17 protein-coding genes are annotated in these 14,358 nt (G+C 66.3%); 4 read left to right on the top strand and 13 right to left on the bottom strand.

Annotated elements, in window-relative coordinates; translation table 11 throughout:
- Nucleotides 1-13: 13 nt before the first annotated feature.
- From nuoK to ACFJGT_RS09060, 13 genes are all read right to left on the bottom strand, one after another.
- The gene (gene nuoK, locus ACFJGT_RS09120) at nucleotides 14-322 is read right to left on the bottom strand and encodes an NADH-quinone oxidoreductase subunit NuoK (RefSeq protein ID WP_377848086.1); all 309 of its coding nucleotides are present in this window, start codon (nucleotides 320-322) and stop codon (nucleotides 14-16) included.
- A complete protein-coding gene (locus tag ACFJGT_RS09115) occupies nucleotides 322-945 on the bottom strand; it encodes an NADH-quinone oxidoreductase subunit J (RefSeq protein ID WP_047575213.1) in 624 nt (207 codons plus the stop codon). Before ACFJGT_RS09115 ends, nuoK begins: the two co-directional genes overlap by 1 nt.
- Nucleotides 946-1,167: 222 nt before the next feature.
- Nucleotides 1,168-1,656: an NADH-quinone oxidoreductase subunit NuoI gene (gene nuoI, locus ACFJGT_RS09110; protein ID WP_038367698.1), complete on the bottom strand. Its 489-nt coding sequence runs from the start codon at nucleotides 1,654-1,656 to the stop codon at nucleotides 1,168-1,170.
- 20 nt (nucleotides 1,657-1,676) lie between these two features.
- Entirely contained in the window at nucleotides 1,677-1,913 is a 237-nt protein-coding gene (locus tag ACFJGT_RS09105; RefSeq protein ID WP_377848084.1) for a hypothetical protein, read from the bottom strand.
- A complete protein-coding gene (nuoH, locus tag ACFJGT_RS09100; protein WP_047575231.1) occupies nucleotides 1,910-2,962 on the bottom strand; it encodes an NADH-quinone oxidoreductase subunit NuoH in 1,053 nt (350 codons plus the stop codon). The genes ACFJGT_RS09105 and nuoH overlap by 4 nt, the downstream gene beginning before the upstream one ends.
- 6 nt (nucleotides 2,963-2,968) lie before the next feature.
- A complete protein-coding gene (nuoG, locus tag ACFJGT_RS09095) occupies nucleotides 2,969-5,032 on the bottom strand; it encodes an NADH-quinone oxidoreductase subunit NuoG (RefSeq protein WP_377848081.1) in 2,064 nt (687 codons plus the stop codon).
- A 4-nt stretch (nucleotides 5,033-5,036) separates the two neighbouring features.
- Entirely contained in the window at nucleotides 5,037-6,341 is a 1,305-nt protein-coding gene (nuoF, locus tag ACFJGT_RS09090; RefSeq protein ID WP_377848078.1) for an NADH-quinone oxidoreductase subunit NuoF, read from the bottom strand.
- 11 nt (nucleotides 6,342-6,352) lie between these two features.
- A complete protein-coding gene (gene nuoE / locus ACFJGT_RS09085) occupies nucleotides 6,353-7,600 on the bottom strand; it encodes an NADH-quinone oxidoreductase subunit NuoE (RefSeq protein ID WP_377848076.1) in 1,248 nt (415 codons plus the stop codon).
- Nucleotides 7,600-8,790 (bottom strand): NADH-quinone oxidoreductase subunit D, encoded by a 1,191-nt coding sequence (locus tag ACFJGT_RS09080; protein WP_199092713.1) that lies wholly within the window; start codon nucleotides 8,788-8,790, stop codon nucleotides 7,600-7,602. The genes nuoE and ACFJGT_RS09080 overlap by 1 nt, the downstream gene beginning before the upstream one ends.
- On the bottom strand, nucleotides 8,787-9,230 hold the full coding sequence (locus ACFJGT_RS09075) for a GFA family protein (RefSeq protein WP_377848072.1): 444 nt from the start codon (nucleotides 9,228-9,230) through the stop codon (nucleotides 8,787-8,789). Before ACFJGT_RS09075 ends, ACFJGT_RS09080 begins: the two co-directional genes overlap by 4 nt.
- Nucleotides 9,230-9,835 (bottom strand): NADH-quinone oxidoreductase subunit C, encoded by a 606-nt coding sequence (locus ACFJGT_RS09070; RefSeq protein ID WP_377848070.1) that lies wholly within the window; start codon nucleotides 9,833-9,835, stop codon nucleotides 9,230-9,232. Before ACFJGT_RS09070 ends, ACFJGT_RS09075 begins: the two co-directional genes overlap by 1 nt.
- 41 nt (nucleotides 9,836-9,876) lie before the next feature.
- Complete coding sequence (locus ACFJGT_RS09065; RefSeq protein WP_173046135.1) at nucleotides 9,877-10,461, bottom strand: NADH-quinone oxidoreductase subunit B family protein; 585 nt, start codon at nucleotides 10,459-10,461, stop codon at nucleotides 9,877-9,879.
- A gap of 66 nt (nucleotides 10,462-10,527) precedes the next feature.
- Nucleotides 10,528-10,908, bottom strand: a complete 381-nt coding sequence (locus tag ACFJGT_RS09060; RefSeq protein WP_210339989.1) for an NADH-quinone oxidoreductase subunit A — start codon at nucleotides 10,906-10,908, stop codon at nucleotides 10,528-10,530.
- 341 nt (nucleotides 10,909-11,249) lie between these two features.
- Between ACFJGT_RS09060 and ACFJGT_RS09055 the strand changes: the two genes are divergently transcribed.
- The 4 genes from ACFJGT_RS09055 to ACFJGT_RS09040 all read left to right on the top strand — a co-directional run bounded on the left by ACFJGT_RS09055 (nucleotide 11,250) and on the right by ACFJGT_RS09040 (nucleotide 14,333).
- Nucleotides 11,250-11,942 carry a YcbK family protein gene (locus ACFJGT_RS09055; protein ID WP_377848066.1) on the top strand — a complete coding sequence of 231 codons (693 nt, stop codon included), beginning with the start codon at nucleotides 11,250-11,252 and terminating at the stop codon, nucleotides 11,940-11,942.
- Between the two features lie 320 nt (nucleotides 11,943-12,262).
- Entirely contained in the window at nucleotides 12,263-12,853 is a 591-nt protein-coding gene (locus tag ACFJGT_RS09050) for a TetR/AcrR family transcriptional regulator (RefSeq protein WP_377848063.1), read from the top strand.
- Nucleotides 12,850-13,614, top strand: a complete 765-nt coding sequence (locus ACFJGT_RS09045) for an ABC transporter ATP-binding protein (protein ID WP_377848061.1) — start codon at nucleotides 12,850-12,852, stop codon at nucleotides 13,612-13,614. Before ACFJGT_RS09050 ends, ACFJGT_RS09045 begins: the two co-directional genes overlap by 4 nt.
- A complete protein-coding gene (locus ACFJGT_RS09040; RefSeq protein ID WP_377848059.1) occupies nucleotides 13,611-14,333 on the top strand; it encodes an ABC transporter ATP-binding protein in 723 nt (240 codons plus the stop codon). The genes ACFJGT_RS09045 and ACFJGT_RS09040 overlap by 4 nt, the downstream gene beginning before the upstream one ends.
- The last annotated feature ends 25 nt before the right edge of the window (nucleotides 14,334-14,358 follow it).

The following is a 14,358-nucleotide window of genomic DNA, read 5'->3' as shown; positions in this document are numbered from 1 at the left end:
CGCGTGGGTGCGCTCAGCCTTTCATCATGTTGATGTCTTCCACCGCGATCGTGCCGCGGTTGCGGAAGTAGACGACGAGAATGGCGAGGCCGATCGCGGCCTCAGCCGCCGCCACCGTGAGCACCAGCAGCGCGAAGACCTGGCCGACGATGTCGTTCAGGAAGCTCGAGAAGGCGACGAAGTTGATGTTGACCGAGAGCAGGATGAGCTCGACCGACATCAGGATGACGATGACGTTCTTGCGGTTGAGGAAGATGCCGAGCACGCCGAGCGTGAACAGGATGGCGCTGACGGCGAGATAATGGCCCAGTCCGATCGTCATCACGCCATCTCCTCGGGGACACCGGCGCGCGAGGGCACCTGCTTGACCGCCATCGCCGCGTCCTTGGTCCGGGCGTTCTGCGTCGGGACGTGCTGGCGCTTGATGCCGGGACGGTCGCGCAGGGTCAGGACGATCGCGCCGATCATGGCAACGAGCAGCACGAGGCCGGCCGCCTGGAAGTAGTAGACATACTGGGTGTAGAGCACGCGGCCGAGCGCCTCGGTGTTCGAGATGCCGGCCGGGATCGCGGCGACCGGCGCCTTGACGATCTGCGGATCGATGACCCAGGCGCCGACGACGAGCAGCAGCTCGACGGCGAAGATGAAGCCGATCAGCGCGCCGATCGGCAGATAGTTCAGGAAGCCCTGGCGGAACTCGGCGAAATCGACGTCGAGCATCATCACCACGAAGAGGAAGAGCACCGCGACCGCGCCGACATAGACGACGACCAGCAGCATCGCGAGGAACTCGGCGCCCAGCAGCATGAACAGCCCGGCCGCGTTGACGAAGGCCAGGATCAGATAGAGCACCGAATGCACGGGATTGCGCGAGGTCACCACCATGAAGGCGGATGCCACGGTCACCCCTGCGAAGAGATAGAAGAAAGCCGCTGCGGCATTCATCTCGGCCAGCCCTTCCCGCCCCTTTTCGGCGCGGTCCTCGTTTGGTTCGTGCTCCGGGACTCAAAAAGCCCGGCGCAATTTGGAGCGTCTATAATCAGGCCCGCCGGGCGGGACAACCGCACGGCGGGTCTGGTCTCGTTCTAAGGGCGTCATTCTCGGGCTTGACCCGAGAATCTCCGGCAAGAGATGCTCGGGTCAAGCCCGAGCATGACGGCGCTTCAACTACCGATAGGGCGCGTCCATCGCGATGTTGCGCGCGATCTCGCGTTCCCAGCGCGCGCCGTTCGCGAGTAGCTTGTCCTTGTCATAGAACAGCTCCTCGCGGGTCTCGGTCGCGAACTCGAAATTCGGCCCCTCGACGATGGCATCGACCGGGCAGGCTTCCTGGCAGAAGCCGCAGTAGATGCACTTCGTCATGTCGATGTCGTAACGGGTGGTGCGGCGCGTGCCGTCGTTGCGGCGCGGACCGGCCTCGATGGTGATGGCCTGCGCCGGGCAGATCGCCTCGCAGAGCTTGCAGGCGATGCAGCGCTCCTCGCCGTTCGGATAGCGGCGCAGCGCGTGCTCGCCACGGAAGCGCGGCGAGAGCTGGCCCTTTTCGAACGGGTAGTTCAGCGTCGCCTTCGGCTTGAAGAAATAGCGCATCGAGAGCCCGATCGCCCCGACGAACTCCTTCAGCAGCAGGCCCCTTGCGGCTTGCGCGAGTGACATCGCCTTCGTCCTTTACATCCTCAGCCGAACACAGTCCGGCCGATCACGAAACCTAAGGTCGGCATCAAGCCGATCGTCATCACAACCAGCACCGCCCGCAGGATACGGATACGGCGCTCGTAATCGTCTTTCTCGACCTGCGTCTCCGAGCGATCCGTGCGCCGGAGCGCCCCGATCACCACGGCCGAGATCAGCCGGTATTCCAGCAGGCCCAGCCCGAAGCCGATCAGGGCGCCGAGCGGGCCGGCCCAACTCATCCAGCCACCGGGCCCCAGCCCGTCAATTGCAGCACCAGCGCCACGATCACCACGCAAGCGAGCGAGAGCGGCAGGAAGACCTTCCAGCCCAGGCGCATCAACTGGTCGTAGCGGTAGCGCGGCACGAAGGCCTTCACCAGCGCGAACATGAAGAACACCAGGCAGACCTTGAGCGCGAACCAGAACACGCCGGGCAGCCAGGTGAAGGGCGGCAGCGCGACCGGAGGAGCCCAGCCACCGAGGAAGAGGATCGTGGTCAGCGAGCACATGGTCATGATCGCCACGTATTCGCCGAGCATGAACAGCAGGTACGGCGTCGAGGAATACTCGACCATGAAGCCCGCCACGAGCTCGGATTCCGCCTCGGCCAGATCGAAGGGCGGCCGGTTCGTCTCGGCCAGCGCCGAGATGAAGAAGACCACGAACATCGGGAAGAGCGGGATGAAGTACCAGTTCAGGATCGAGAGCCACGGCACGCCGAGCGCGTGCGCCAGACCGCGGTTCGCTTGAGCCTCGACCACAGCCGAGAGATTCAGCGAGCCGACGCAGAGCAGAACGGTGATGATGACGAAGCCGATCGAGACCTCGTAGGACACCATCTGCGCCGCCGAGCGCAGCGCGCTCATGAACGGGTATTTCGAGTTCGAGGCCCAGCCGGCCATGATGATGCCGTAGACGCCCAGCGACGAGATCGCGAGGATGTAGAGCACGCCGACATTGATGTCGGCGATCGCCCAGCCTTCCGCTACCGGAATCACCGCCCAGGCGCCGAGCGCTAGGAGGCAGGAGATGAAGGGCGCCAGCAGGAAGATGCCCTTGTTGGCGCCGGACGGGATGATCGGCTCCTTGAGCGCGAACTTGATCAGATCCGCGAAGCTCTGGAACAGGCCCCAGGGGCCGACCACGTTCGGGCCCCGGCGGAGCTGCACCGCCGCCCAGACCTTGCGGTCGGCTAGCAGGATATAGGCGATGAAGACCAGAAGGCAGACCAGCAGCAGCAGGCTCTTGCCGAGGATGATCGCGATATCGAGGACGAGGTCCCAGTTCATGGCCGCTTACTCCGCCGCCTGCTGATGCCGGCCGGAGGCCAGCGCCGAGCATTCCGCCATGATGGCGGAGGCACGCGCGATCGGGTTGGTCTGATAGAAATCGGCGATGACGGGCGCGAAACCCGCCTTGTCGGTCTTGCCGCCGAGGCCGGCGAGCTTGCCGATCTCCGCAGCGTCGTTGGCCGGCAGGCTGTCCAGCGCCGCGAAATGCGGATGCACCTCGTAGAGCGCCTTGCGCAGGCCGGCGAGCGAGTCGAAGGGCAGCGTCTTGCCCAGCGTCGCCGAGAGCGCGCGCAGGATCGCCCAATCCTCGCGGGCATCGCCCGGCGGGAAGGTGGCGCGGTCGCCCATCTGCACACGGCCTTCCGTGTTCACATAGGTGCCGGACTTTTCGGTATAGGCCGCCCCCGGCAGGATGACATCGGCGCGATGCGCGCCCTTGTCGCCATGCGTGCCCTGGTAGATCACGAAGGCGCCTTCCGGCACCTCGATCTCGTCGGCACCGAGCAGGAAGAGCACGTCGAGCGCGCCCGGCTTGACCATCGCGGCCGCGTCGAGACCACCCTCGCCCGGCACGAAGCCGAGATCGAGCGCGCCGACACGGGCGGCGGCGGTGTGGATCACGCCGAAGCCGTTCCAGCCTTCGGCGACAGCGCCGAGCGCCTGCGCCGCCTTGGCGGCGAGCGAGAGGATGGCCTCGCCGTCAGTGCGGGAAAGAGCGCCCTGCCCGACCAGCACCATCGGCTTGCCGCCGGCGGCCTGGGCCGACTTGACGACATCGGCCAGCGTCTCCGGACCGGCGCCGAGATAATCATAGGTGTAGGTCAGGTCGGCCTTCTCGCCGATGACGCTGACCTTGAGATCGCCACGCAGCCAGCGCTTGCGGATGCGGGCGTTCAGGATCGGCGCCTCGCGGCGCGGGTTCGAGCCGATGATCAGCAGCGAGGTCGCATCCTCGATGCCGGCGATGCCGGCGTTGAGGACATACGTGGCGCGGCCGAACTTCGGATGCAGCTTGGTGCCGTCCTGGCGGGCGTCGAGATTGGCTGAGCCGAGCGAAGCGATCAGGCTCTTCAGCGCGAACATATCCTCGACCGCGGCGAGATCGCCAGCGATGGCGCCGATCTTCTCAGGGACGGTCGCCTTCACCTTGCTGGCGATGGCGGCGAAGGCCTCGTTCCAGCTCGCCGGACGCAGGCGGCCATTCTCGCGGATATAGGGCCGGTCGAGGCGCTGGGTCTTGAGGCCGTCCGCGACATGGCGGGTCTTGTCCGAGATCCACTCCTCGTTCACCGCCTCGTTGAGGCGGGGCAGGATGCGCATCACTTCCTTGCCGCGCGAGTCGACGCGGATCGCGGAGCCAACGGCATCCATCACGTCGATGCTCTCGGTCTTGGAGAGCTCCCAGGGCCGGGCCTTGTTCTGGTAGGGCTTCGAGGTCAGCGCGCCGACCGGGCAGAGATCGACGACGTTGCTTTGGAGCTCGGACGACATCGCCTGCTCGAGATAGGTCGTGATCTCCATGTCCTCGCCGCGGCCGATGGCGCCGAGATCGGAGGCACCGGCAACCTCGGTGGTGAAGCGGACGCAGCGCGTGCACTGGATGCAGCGCGTCATCGTCGTCTTGACCAGCGGGCCGATATACTTGTCCTCGACCGCGCGCTTGTTCTCGGCATAGCGCGAGGTGTCCGCGCCATAGGCCATCGCCTGGTCCTGCAGGTCGCACTCGCCGCCCTGGTCGCAGATCGGGCAGTCGAGCGGATGGTTGATGAGCAGGAACTCCATCACCCCTTCGCGCGCCTTCTTGACCATCGGCGATTTGGTCAGGACGACCGGCGGCTCGCCGTTCGGGCCGGGGCGCAGGTCGCGCACGCCGATGGCGCAGGAGGCCTGCGGCTTCGGCGGGCCACCCTTCACCTCGACGAGGCACATGCGGCAGTTGCCGGCGATCGAGAGACGCTCGTGGAAGCAGAAGCGCGGCACCTCGACGCCCGCAGCCTCACAGGCCTGCAGCACCGTGTACTCGGCGGGAACGTCGACCTCGATGCCGTCGATGAGGAGTTTCGTCATGGTCTCACTCCGCCGCCATCAGGCGCACAGGCTCGCTGTGCGGGTTGGCGGCATAGTCGTCGATGCGCTGCTCGATCTCGTGACGGAAATGCGCGATCAGGCCCTGGATCGGCCAGGCCGCGGCGTCGCCGAGCGCGCAGATGGTGTGGCCCTCGATCTGCTTGGTGACGTCGAGCAGCATGTCGATCTCGCGCTTCTGGGCGCGGCCCTCGGCCATGCGCTCCATGACGCGCCACATCCAGCCCGTGCCCTCGCGGCAGGGCGTGCACTGGCCGCAGCTCTCGTGCTTGTAGAAGTGGCTGATGCGGGCGATGGCGCGGACGATGTCGGTCGACTTGTCCATCACGATCACCGCCGCCGTGCCGAGGCCGGAGCGCAGCTTCGAGAGCGAGTCGAAATCCATCGGCGTGTCGATGATCTGCTCGGCCGGAACCATGCGCACCGAGGAACCGCCGGGGATGACCGCCTTGAGATTGTCCCAGCCGCCGCGGATGCCGCCACAATGCTTGTCGATCAGCTCGCGGAAGGGGATGCCCATCGCCTCTTCGACGTTGCAGGGCTTGTTCACATGGCCCGAGACGCAGAAGAGCTTGGTGCCGACATTGTTCGGCGTGCCGAGCGAGGAGAACCAGCTCGCGCCGCGGCGCAGGATGGTCGGGGCGACCGCGATCGACTCGACGTTATTCACCGTGGTCGGGCAGCCATAGAGGCCCATATTGGCCGGGAATGGCGGCTTCAGCCGCGGCATGCCCTTCTTGCCTTCGAGGCTCTCCAGCAGCGCCGTCTCTTCGCCGCAGATATAGGCGCCGGCGCCGTGATGCACATAGAGATCAAAGGGATAGCCGTGGACGTTGTCCTTGCCGATCAACTTGGCCGCATAGGCCTCGTCGACGGCGCGCTGCAGCGCCTCGCGCTCGCGGATGTATTCGCCGCGGATGTAGATATAGGCCGCATGCGCGCCCATGGCGAAGGAGGCGATCAGGCAGCCCTCGACCAGCGTATGCGGGTCGTTGCGCATGATCTCGCGATCCTTGCAGGTGCCCGGCTCCGACTCGTCTGCATTGACGACGAGATAGTGCGGACGCCCGTCGCTCTGCTTGGGCATGAACGACCATTTCAGCCCGGTCGGGAAGCCGGCGCCGCCACGGCCGCGCAGGCCGGAGGTCTTCATCTCGTCGATGATCCAGTCCCGGCCCTGCTCCAGCAAGAATTTCGTGCCATCCCAGGCGCCGCGCTGGATCGCACCCTTCAGGGTACGGTCATGCAGGCCGTAGAGATTGGTGAAGATGCGATCGCGATCTGCGAGCATGTCCTAGTGCCTCACTCTGCCGGCTTGTCGCCAAGCTTCGACTCCGGGCGCCAACCCGTCGCGAGCTTCTTCGACTGAGCAATCCAGTCGTCACGCAGCGCCCGGCCCTTGAAGCCGGTCAGCCGTGCATCGACCCAGGCAAGCTCCGCCGGTGTCCATTGGGCGATCTGATCGTAATGCCAGACCCCCATCTCGTTGAGCATCCTGGCCAGCTTCGGCCCGACGCCCCAGATCAGTTCGAGATCGTCGCCCTTGCCGCCGCGCGCGGCAGTGAGCAATTCGGGCTTGCTCTCGGCAGCGGCCGCCGGTGCCGGCGCTGTCGGCGTCCCGGCAGGCTTGTTGTCCGCTGCCGCGGGCTTGGCAGCTTCGGCGACATCCTTGTTCTCGACCTTGCCCTTGGCAGCCGGCGTGTCGTTCGCGGCGCTGGAGGGCTGGGCCGGCGACGAGGGCTGCGGGCGTGCGGCAGCGGCCGTCTCGGTCGCAGGCTTCTCGGCAACGGCGGCAGGCGTCGCTTCGGCCTTTTTGGCCTCGGCTTCGGCGGCCTTCTTGGCTTCCGCCTCTGCGGCTGCCTTGGCGACGGCGGCTTCGGCCGCGGCCTTGCGCTGCTCGGCGATGCGCTTCTGCCAGTCGCCGGCGCCGATCATCGAGCCGTCATAGAGGGCCTTGTCGGCCAGAGTCTGCGGGCCGCCTTCCGGCTCGGAGCCGGTGCGGCCGTTCTGCGGGCCGGGCTTGACGGCGCGGCCATTGCGGAGATCGTCGAGGAGCTGGCGGAAATTCGCCGGCGTCAGGTCCTCGTAATAATCGACATTGATCTGCGCCATCGGGGCATTGCAGCAGGCGCCCAGGCACTCGACTTCGAGCCAGGACAGCTTGCCGTCCGCCGTCACGGTCGATTGCGGGCCGATGACGTCCTCGCAGACCTTCTTCAGCGCTTCCGCGCCGCGCAGCGCGCAGGGCGTCGTGCCGCAGAGCTGGACGAAGAACTCGCCAACCGGCTGCAGGTTGAACATGGTGTAGAAGGTCGCGACCTCCAGCACGCGCATCGGCGCCATGCCGAGGCGCCGGGCGACGGTCTCGATCACGGCGCGCGAGACCCAGCCCTCCTGCTCCTGCGCCTTCCACAGCAGCGGAATGACGGCAGAAGCCTGGCGGCCTTCCGGATACTTGGCGATCTGCTGGTCGATCCAGTTCTCGTTCGCCGCGGTGAAGGCGAAGGAGGCTGGCTGGACGGGATCAGGTGCGAGACGACGGACGGACATTAGCGGTCCACCTCACCAAAGACGATATCGAGGGAGCCGAGGATCGCGGAGACGTCGGCGAGCATGTGCTTGCGGCACATGAAATCCATGGCCTGGAGATGGGCGAAGCCCGGGGCCTTGATCTTGCAGCGATAGGGCTTGTTGGTGCCGTCGGAGACCAGATAGACGCCGAACTCGCCCTTCGGCGCCTCGACGGCGGCATAGACCTCGCCAGCCGGCACCTTGTAGCCCTCGGTATAGAGCTTGAAATGGTGGATCAGCGCTTCCATCGAGCGCTTCATTTCGCCGCGCTTGGGCGGCACCATCTTGCCGTCGAGCGAGGAGACCGGGCCGCCGCCATCGGGCGCCAGCAGCTTGTCGCAGCACTGCTTCATGATGCGGACCGACTGGCGCATCTCTTCCATGCGGATGTGGTAGCGGTCGAAGCAGTCGCCGTTCTTGCCGACGGGTATGTCGAATTCCATCTCCTCGTAGCACTCGTAGGGCTGCGACTTGCGCAGATCCCAGGGCGCGCCGGAGCCGCGCACCATCACGCCCGAGAAGCCCCATTTCCAGCAGGTCTCGAGATCGACGACGCCGATATCGACGTTGCGCTGCTTGAAGATGCGGTTGTCGCTGAGCAGGCCTTCGAGGTCGTCGCAGACCTTGAGGAAGGGATCGCACCACTCGGCGATGTCGTGGATCAACGAGACCGGGATGTCCTGATGCACGCCGCCCGGACGGACATAGGCCGCGTGCATGCGCGCGCCGCAAGCCCGCTCGTAGAAGATCATCAGCTTCTCGCGCTCCTCGAAGCCCCAGAGCGGAGGCGTGAGGGCGCCGACGTCCATCGCCTGCGTGGTGACGTTGAGCAGATGCGAGAGGATGCGGCCGATCTCGGAATAGAGCACGCGGATGAGCTGGCCGCGGCGCGGCACGGTCACGCCGACGAGGCGCTCGACCGCGAGCGCATAGGCGTGCTCCTGGTTCATCGGCGCGACATAGTCGAGCCGGTCGAAATAGGGCACGGCCTGGAGATAGGTCTTGGCCTCGATCAACTTCTCGGTGCCGCGGTGCAGCAGGCCGATATGCGGATCGACGCGCTCGACGATCTCGCCGTCGAGCTCCAGCACAAGGCGCAGCACGCCGTGCGCGGCCGGGTGCTGCGGGCCGAAATTGATCGAGAAGTTGCGGATATTGTGCTCGGTCATGCCGTGCCGCCCTGCTTTGCCGCGACGCGGGCCAGGAACTCGTCCCCGGTCAGCCGTGGCCGATCGCCGGCGAACGCATAGAGCGCCGGCTTTTCATCGATGAATATCTCCGCGACGAAATCGAAGGACGATTGGTCGTCGAAGGCCTGGAAGGCGACCGCGACATGGCCGTCCGCACCTTCGCGCAGGCGCCAGAACAGGCTCGACCCGCAGGTCTTGCAGAAGACCCGCTCACCCCAGTCGGACGACGGATAGACACTGAGCGCCTGCTCGTCCGCCACCGACACGCCGGAGCACGGCACCGCCATGAAGACGCCGCCGCTCCATTTCCGGCACATGCCGCAATGGCAGACATCCATCTCCTGCTTCTCGGGCGTCGCGGTGAAGCGCACCGCGCCGCAGAGACAGCCGCCGGACAGGGTTTGGTGGCCGGACGCCATCACGCCCCCTTCGCCTTCTCGTCGCCCGGCAGCACATAGTCCGTGCCTTCCCAGGGCGAGAGGAAATCGAAGTTGCGGAATTCCTGGTTGAGCTTCACCGGCTCGTAGACGACGCGCTTCTGCTCGTCGTCGTAGCGAACCTCGACGAAGCCGGTCAGCGGGAAGTCCTTGCGCAGCGGATAACCCTCGAAGCCGTAATCGGTGAGGATGCGGCGCAGGTCCGGGTGGCCGGAGAACAGGATGCCGTAGAAGTCGTAGGCCTCGCGCTCGAACCAGTTCGCGGCCGGGAAGACCTCGATGACGGAGGGAACGGGCGTCGCCTCGTCGGTCTGGACCTTCACGCGAATGCGGCGGTTATGGTGCGGCGCCAGCAGATGGTAGACGACGTCGAAGCGCTTCTCGCGGCCGGGGTAGTCGGCGCCGGCGAGGTCGGTGAAGTTCACGAAGCGGAAGCGCGGGTCGCTGTAAAGCGTGCGCAGGACCTCGACGATCGAGGCCGCCTCGGCATGAACAGTGAGCTCCTCGAAGGCGACGACCGCCTCCGTCACCGCGCCGGGCAGCGCGGCCTTGATCTCTTCGCCGAGTTGTACGAGCGCTTCGCTCATCGTCTCACCTTCATCGCCTGCAGCATCGACCGACGGAGCGCTCAGCGCTCGATCGTGCCGGTGCGGCGGATCTTCTTCTGCAGCAGAAGGACGCCGTAAAGCAGCGCCTCGGCCGTCGGCGGGCAGCCCGGGACATAGATGTCGATCGGGACGATGCGGTCGCAGCCGCGCACCACCGAGTAGCTGTAGTGGTAGTAGCCGCCGCCATTGGCGCAGGAGCCCATCGAGATGACGTAGCGCGGCTCCGGCATCTGGTCGTAGACCTTGCGCAGAGCGGGAGCCATCTTGTTGGTCAGCGTGCCCGCGACGATCATCACGTCCGACTGGCGCGGTGAGGCGCGCGGCGCGAAGCCGAAGCGCTCGACATCGTAGCGCGGCATCGAGAGCTGCATCATCTCGACGGCGCAGCAGGCCAGGCCGAAGGTCATCCACATCAGCGAGCCGGTGCGGGCCCAGTTGATCAGGTCGTCCGTCGCGGTGACGAGGAAGCCCTTGTCGGCGAGCTCGTTGTTGATCTCGACGAAGAACGGATCACGCGCCCCCAGCGGCTTGCCGTCGGGACCGAGCAAACCCCTCGGCGCCTGCGCGACGAGCGGATCACCACGATCGATCGCTGTGACTGCCATAAGCTAATCCTCGTGAACTTTCAGACCGTTAGGTAGCAACCGGAAAACCGTTTCCCTACCCGACGCTCAGTCCCACTCCAGCGCGCCCTTGCGCCACTCGTAGATGAAACCCACGGTGAGCACGCCGAGAAAGATCATCATCGACCAGAAACCATACCAGCCGAGCCCGCCGAAGGCGACGGCCCAGGGGAACAGGAACGCGACCTCGAGATCGAAGATGATGAAGAGAATCGCGACCAGATAGAACCGGACGTCGAACTTCATGCGCGCATCGTCGAAGGCGTTGAAGCCGCACTCATAGGCCGAGAGCTTTTCCGCATCCGGCTTGGAATAGGCGATCGCGAAAGGCGCGATCAGCAGGGCCAGGCCGATCACCGCCGAGACGCCGATGAACAGCACCAGCGGCAGGTAGTCGCTCAGGATGGAAGGCACCGAGGCAGCTTGCATGGTCGAACTCATTTCAGGCGGCCGTGGCGCGGCTCGCTGTCCCAGTCGCTTAGACCCTCGATTAGAATGAAGCAAGACTCCGCCGCGCCGCACAATCGCCGTATCCGGGTTGAACCCAGCGCAGATTAGGGCAAAATCTGGCCATGTCCCGCCCTCGCCCTGCAGAGCAGCGGCGAAAATCCGACAAAATCGCCTGCTTTCGGCATGCGGCAGCGGCAATCATCCGTTCACCCTGCCGAATCGTTGCCGGCTGCGCGAGTGCTTCTTCCCGAAAGGCCTTCGATGTTTCGTGATCCCCGCCTCGCCCGTCAGCCCTTTTTCTGCGGACGCCCGACGGCGTGATGAGCCGGGCCGGCCTCCCGCGTGCGCTGACCATGTCGGCGCTCACCCTGCTGCTTTCGACAGCCGCGGTCTGCGCGCAGGAGGGCGAGCCGATGCGCGCCCCGCTGCCGCCGCAGCGCCCGTTCGATCTCGACCTGGAAGGCACGCCGAAGCTGCCACCGATCATCGTGCCGCCGCCGACGCCGCGGGCGTCTGCGCCCGATACGCCCGCGCCTGCCTCTTCCCAGGAGACGCCGCCCGCGACGCCGGCGCCGGAAACCCCGCCCGCCGCGGCCACCCCACCCCAGCCCGGCGAGCCGGATGACGACGAGGGCGTCGAGTGGCCGAAGCTGACGCCCGGCCAGAAGGCCGGCGCCGAGCCGGATTTCGATCCGAACGAGAAGGCGGAACGGCCGGGCATCTCGACCGACCCCGGCACCTCGATCGCCTGCCTGCCGCAGGAGCTGAAGCAGATTCTCGGCAAGATCGCCGACAGATATGGGGCGGTGAAGGTGACCTCGACCTGGCGGCCGCCCTGGCGCGCCCGGCGCGGCTCCTATCACAAGGGCTGCCAGGCGATGGATTTCCGCGTCCCCGGCGTCAGGCCGCGGCTGGTGCTGGAATGGGTGCGCGCCCTGCCCGAGGTTGGCGGCAACCATGTCTACTGGAACGGACTGATCCATATCGATACCGGGCCGCGGCGGCCCTGGTAGGCCTGGCTGGTACCGGGCCTTCGTCCCAGAGGTCATCGCCCTGTCGTGGAGCCACGACGTCATCCCGGGCTTGACCCGGGATCGATGCCGGAGCGCTCGCCGTCAGGGTTCAGGCATGGATCCCGGGTCAAGCCCGGGATGACTCGCGCCCTTCATGTCGCTTGCTTTCAAAGCTTCCTTCAAAGATTCAAAAACAGGCTTGACTGTTTGTAAGTTGCGCCGCACCGTTTCCCTATCGTCAGGGGAGCGAGCCACGTATGAGAGTTACCGGCAAACGGCGATCGCAGAAGGAACGCAGCGCGGAGACATCCGCGCGGCTGATGAACGCGACGATCGACCTGCTGCACGACCAGGGGCTCGCCCGCACCACCACCCCGGAAATCGCCCGGATGGCCGGGGTCTCCCGCGGGGCGCTGACCCATCATTTCGCCGGCCGCGAGGCGATCATCACCGCCTCGGTCGCCGACCTGCTCGGCAAGTCGACGCGCGACCTGCACCGCTTCGCCGAGGATTTCGTGGAACGCGGCGGCTCCAGCGACGAGATCGTCGACTACATCTGGCGGATGATGGACGATCGGCTGTTCTATGTGACGATGGAATACCTGCCGGAGGCCCGTCACAACCCGGCTTTCCGGGCCGATCTCATCCCGCTGGTCAAGGAATTCCACGCCGGGCTCGACGCGATCTGGACCGCGCTCGCGGCCCGCGCCGGCACCGATCCCGACCATACCCGCATCGTGATGAACGCGACGATGTGCCTGTTCCGGGGCATGATCAGCCAGACCGTGCTGCGCCCCAACGACCCCGCCTATTACGAAGGTATGCAGCGGTTCTGGAAGCAGCAGGTGCGGCAGCATTTCCCGATGAAACCGGCCGCCGCCCCCGGCGCGCGCAAGACGGCGACGGCATGACGGCAGCACTGACCATCCAGGGCCTGAAGCTCGGCTTCTACGGCGTGCAGGTGCTGCGCGGCGTCGATTTCGCGGTGCCGAAGGGCTCCTTCACGGGATTGATCGGGCCGAACGGCGCCGGCAAATCGACCCTGTTCAACGCGGTCTCCGGGCTCTACCGGCCGCAGGCCGGCTCGGTCCGGCTCGGCGCGACCGAGACGGCCGGGATGCCGCCGGAGAAGCTGGTCGCGGCGGGACTCGTCCGCTCCTTCCAGCTCGCGCGCGGCTTTCCCAAGCTCAGCGTCTTCCAGCATTTGATGCTCTATGGCGCCGACCAGCCGGGCGAGGGACTGCTCGCCGGGCTGATCGGCACGAGCGGGGCGAAACGGCGCGAGGCGGAATTGTCCGAGCGCGCCTTCGGCATCGCCCGCCGATTGAAGCTCGACCATGTGCTCGACAACCCTGTCACCGCGCTCTCCGGGGGCCAGAAGAAGCTGGTCGAGATCGGCCGGGCGCTGATGGCGGAGCCCAAGATCCTGCTGCTCGACGAGCCGATGGCCGGCGTCAATCCGAGCCTGACCGAGCAGATCGCCGAGCATCTCGTCGCGCTCAACCGCGATGGGCTGACGATCTGCCTGATCGAGCACGACATGGGGCTGATCAGGAAGCTCTGCGCGCCGGTCATCGTCATGGCCGAGGGCAAGACGCTGACACAGGGCACGTTCGACGAGGTCGCCGCCGACACCCGCGTGCAGGAAGCCTATCTCGGGAGGCGGCATTGAGCGCGGCACAGGGCGAACTCCTCGCCGTCGACGGCGTCGTCGCCGGCTATGGCGCGGCCGAGCAGATCCTGAAGGGCACTTCGCTCACAGTCGCGCCCGGCGAGATCGTCTCGATCATCGGCCCGAACGGCGCCGGCAAGTCGACGCTGCTCAAGACCATCGCCGGGCTGGTCCAGGCGCGCGACGGCACGATCAAGCTCAAGGGCGGCGACGTCACCCGCGAGAACGCGCTCGGCCGGGCCAAGGCCGGCATCGGCTTCGTACCGCAGGAGCGCAACGTCTTCGGCGCGATGACGGTCGCCGAGAATCTGGAGATCAGCGGCTTCCAGGAGCCGGGGAAGGTCGGGGAGCGTAGCGAAGAGATGTATGCGCGCTATCCGATGCTGGCGGAGAAGCGCAAGGCGCTGGCGCGCACGCTCTCGGGCGGCCAACGCCAGATCCTTGCCATGGCGATGGGGCTGATGAACGCCCCTGCCCTGCTCCTGCTCGACGAGCCGACGGCGGGGCTTTCGCCCAAGGCCGCCGACGAGTTGTTCGACGCGATCGTCGCGCTCAACAAGGGCGGCCTGCCGATCCTGATGGTCGAGCAGCACGCGCTCGAAGCGCTGCAGATCTCGACGCGCGGCTATGTGTTGGTCTCCGGCCGCAACAGCCGGGAGGGCGCGGGCCCCGCGCTTGCCACCGATCCCGAAATCCGCCGCCTCTTCCTCGGCGGCTAAGACGACACCGAAACGACAGCAAACC

It is taken from the genome of Allobosea sp. UC22_33, assembly GCF_042700715.1.
Taxonomy (GTDB): Bacteria; Pseudomonadota; Alphaproteobacteria; order Rhizobiales; family Beijerinckiaceae; genus Allobosea.
The sequence above is the reverse complement of the archived record's forward strand: the minus strand, read 5'-3'. Positions and strand labels throughout refer to the sequence as shown.

Excerpts from the sequence above, each read along its gene's own strand:
- ACFJGT_RS09105 (WP_377848084.1), bottom strand. The coding sequence starts at position 1,913 with ATGAGTTGGGCCGGCCCGCTCGGCGCCCTGATCGGCTTCGGGCTGGGC.
- ACFJGT_RS09050 (WP_377848063.1), top strand. The coding sequence starts at position 12,263 with ATGAACGCGACGATCGACCTGCTGCACGACCAGGGGCTCGCCCGCACC.
- nuoH (WP_047575231.1), bottom strand. The coding sequence starts at position 2,962 with ATGAACTGGGACCTCGTCCTCGATATCGCGATCATCCTCGGCAAGAGC.
- ACFJGT_RS09055 (WP_377848066.1), top strand. The coding sequence starts at position 11,250 with ATGAGCCGGGCCGGCCTCCCGCGTGCGCTGACCATGTCGGCGCTCACC.
- ACFJGT_RS09075 (WP_377848072.1), bottom strand. The coding sequence starts at position 9,230 with ATGGCGTCCGGCCACCAAACCCTGTCCGGCGGCTGTCTCTGCGGCGCG.
- nuoI (WP_038367698.1), bottom strand. The coding sequence starts at position 1,656 with ATGTCACTCGCGCAAGCCGCAAGGGGCCTGCTGCTGAAGGAGTTCGTC.
- ACFJGT_RS09115 (WP_047575213.1), bottom strand. The coding sequence starts at position 945 with ATGAATGCCGCAGCGGCTTTCTTCTATCTCTTCGCAGGGGTGACCGTG.
- ACFJGT_RS09045 (WP_377848061.1), top strand. The coding sequence starts at position 12,850 with ATGACGGCAGCACTGACCATCCAGGGCCTGAAGCTCGGCTTCTACGGC.
- nuoG (WP_377848081.1), bottom strand. The coding sequence starts at position 5,032 with ATGACGAAACTCCTCATCGACGGCATCGAGGTCGACGTTCCCGCCGAG.
- ACFJGT_RS09070 (WP_377848070.1), bottom strand. The coding sequence starts at position 9,835 with ATGAGCGAAGCGCTCGTACAACTCGGCGAAGAGATCAAGGCCGCGCTG.
- nuoK (WP_377848086.1), bottom strand. The coding sequence starts at position 322 with ATGACGATCGGACTGGGCCATTATCTCGCCGTCAGCGCCATCCTGTTC.
- ACFJGT_RS09060 (WP_210339989.1), bottom strand. The coding sequence starts at position 10,908 with ATGCAAGCTGCCTCGGTGCCTTCCATCCTGAGCGACTACCTGCCGCTG.
- nuoE (WP_377848076.1), bottom strand. The coding sequence starts at position 7,600 with ATGTCCGTCCGTCGTCTCGCACCTGATCCCGTCCAGCCAGCCTCCTTC.
- ACFJGT_RS09065 (WP_173046135.1), bottom strand. The coding sequence starts at position 10,461 with ATGGCAGTCACAGCGATCGATCGTGGTGATCCGCTCGTCGCGCAGGCG.
- ACFJGT_RS09080 (WP_199092713.1), bottom strand. The coding sequence starts at position 8,790 with ATGACCGAGCACAATATCCGCAACTTCTCGATCAATTTCGGCCCGCAG.
- nuoF (WP_377848078.1), bottom strand. The coding sequence starts at position 6,341 with ATGCTCGCAGATCGCGATCGCATCTTCACCAATCTCTACGGCCTGCAT.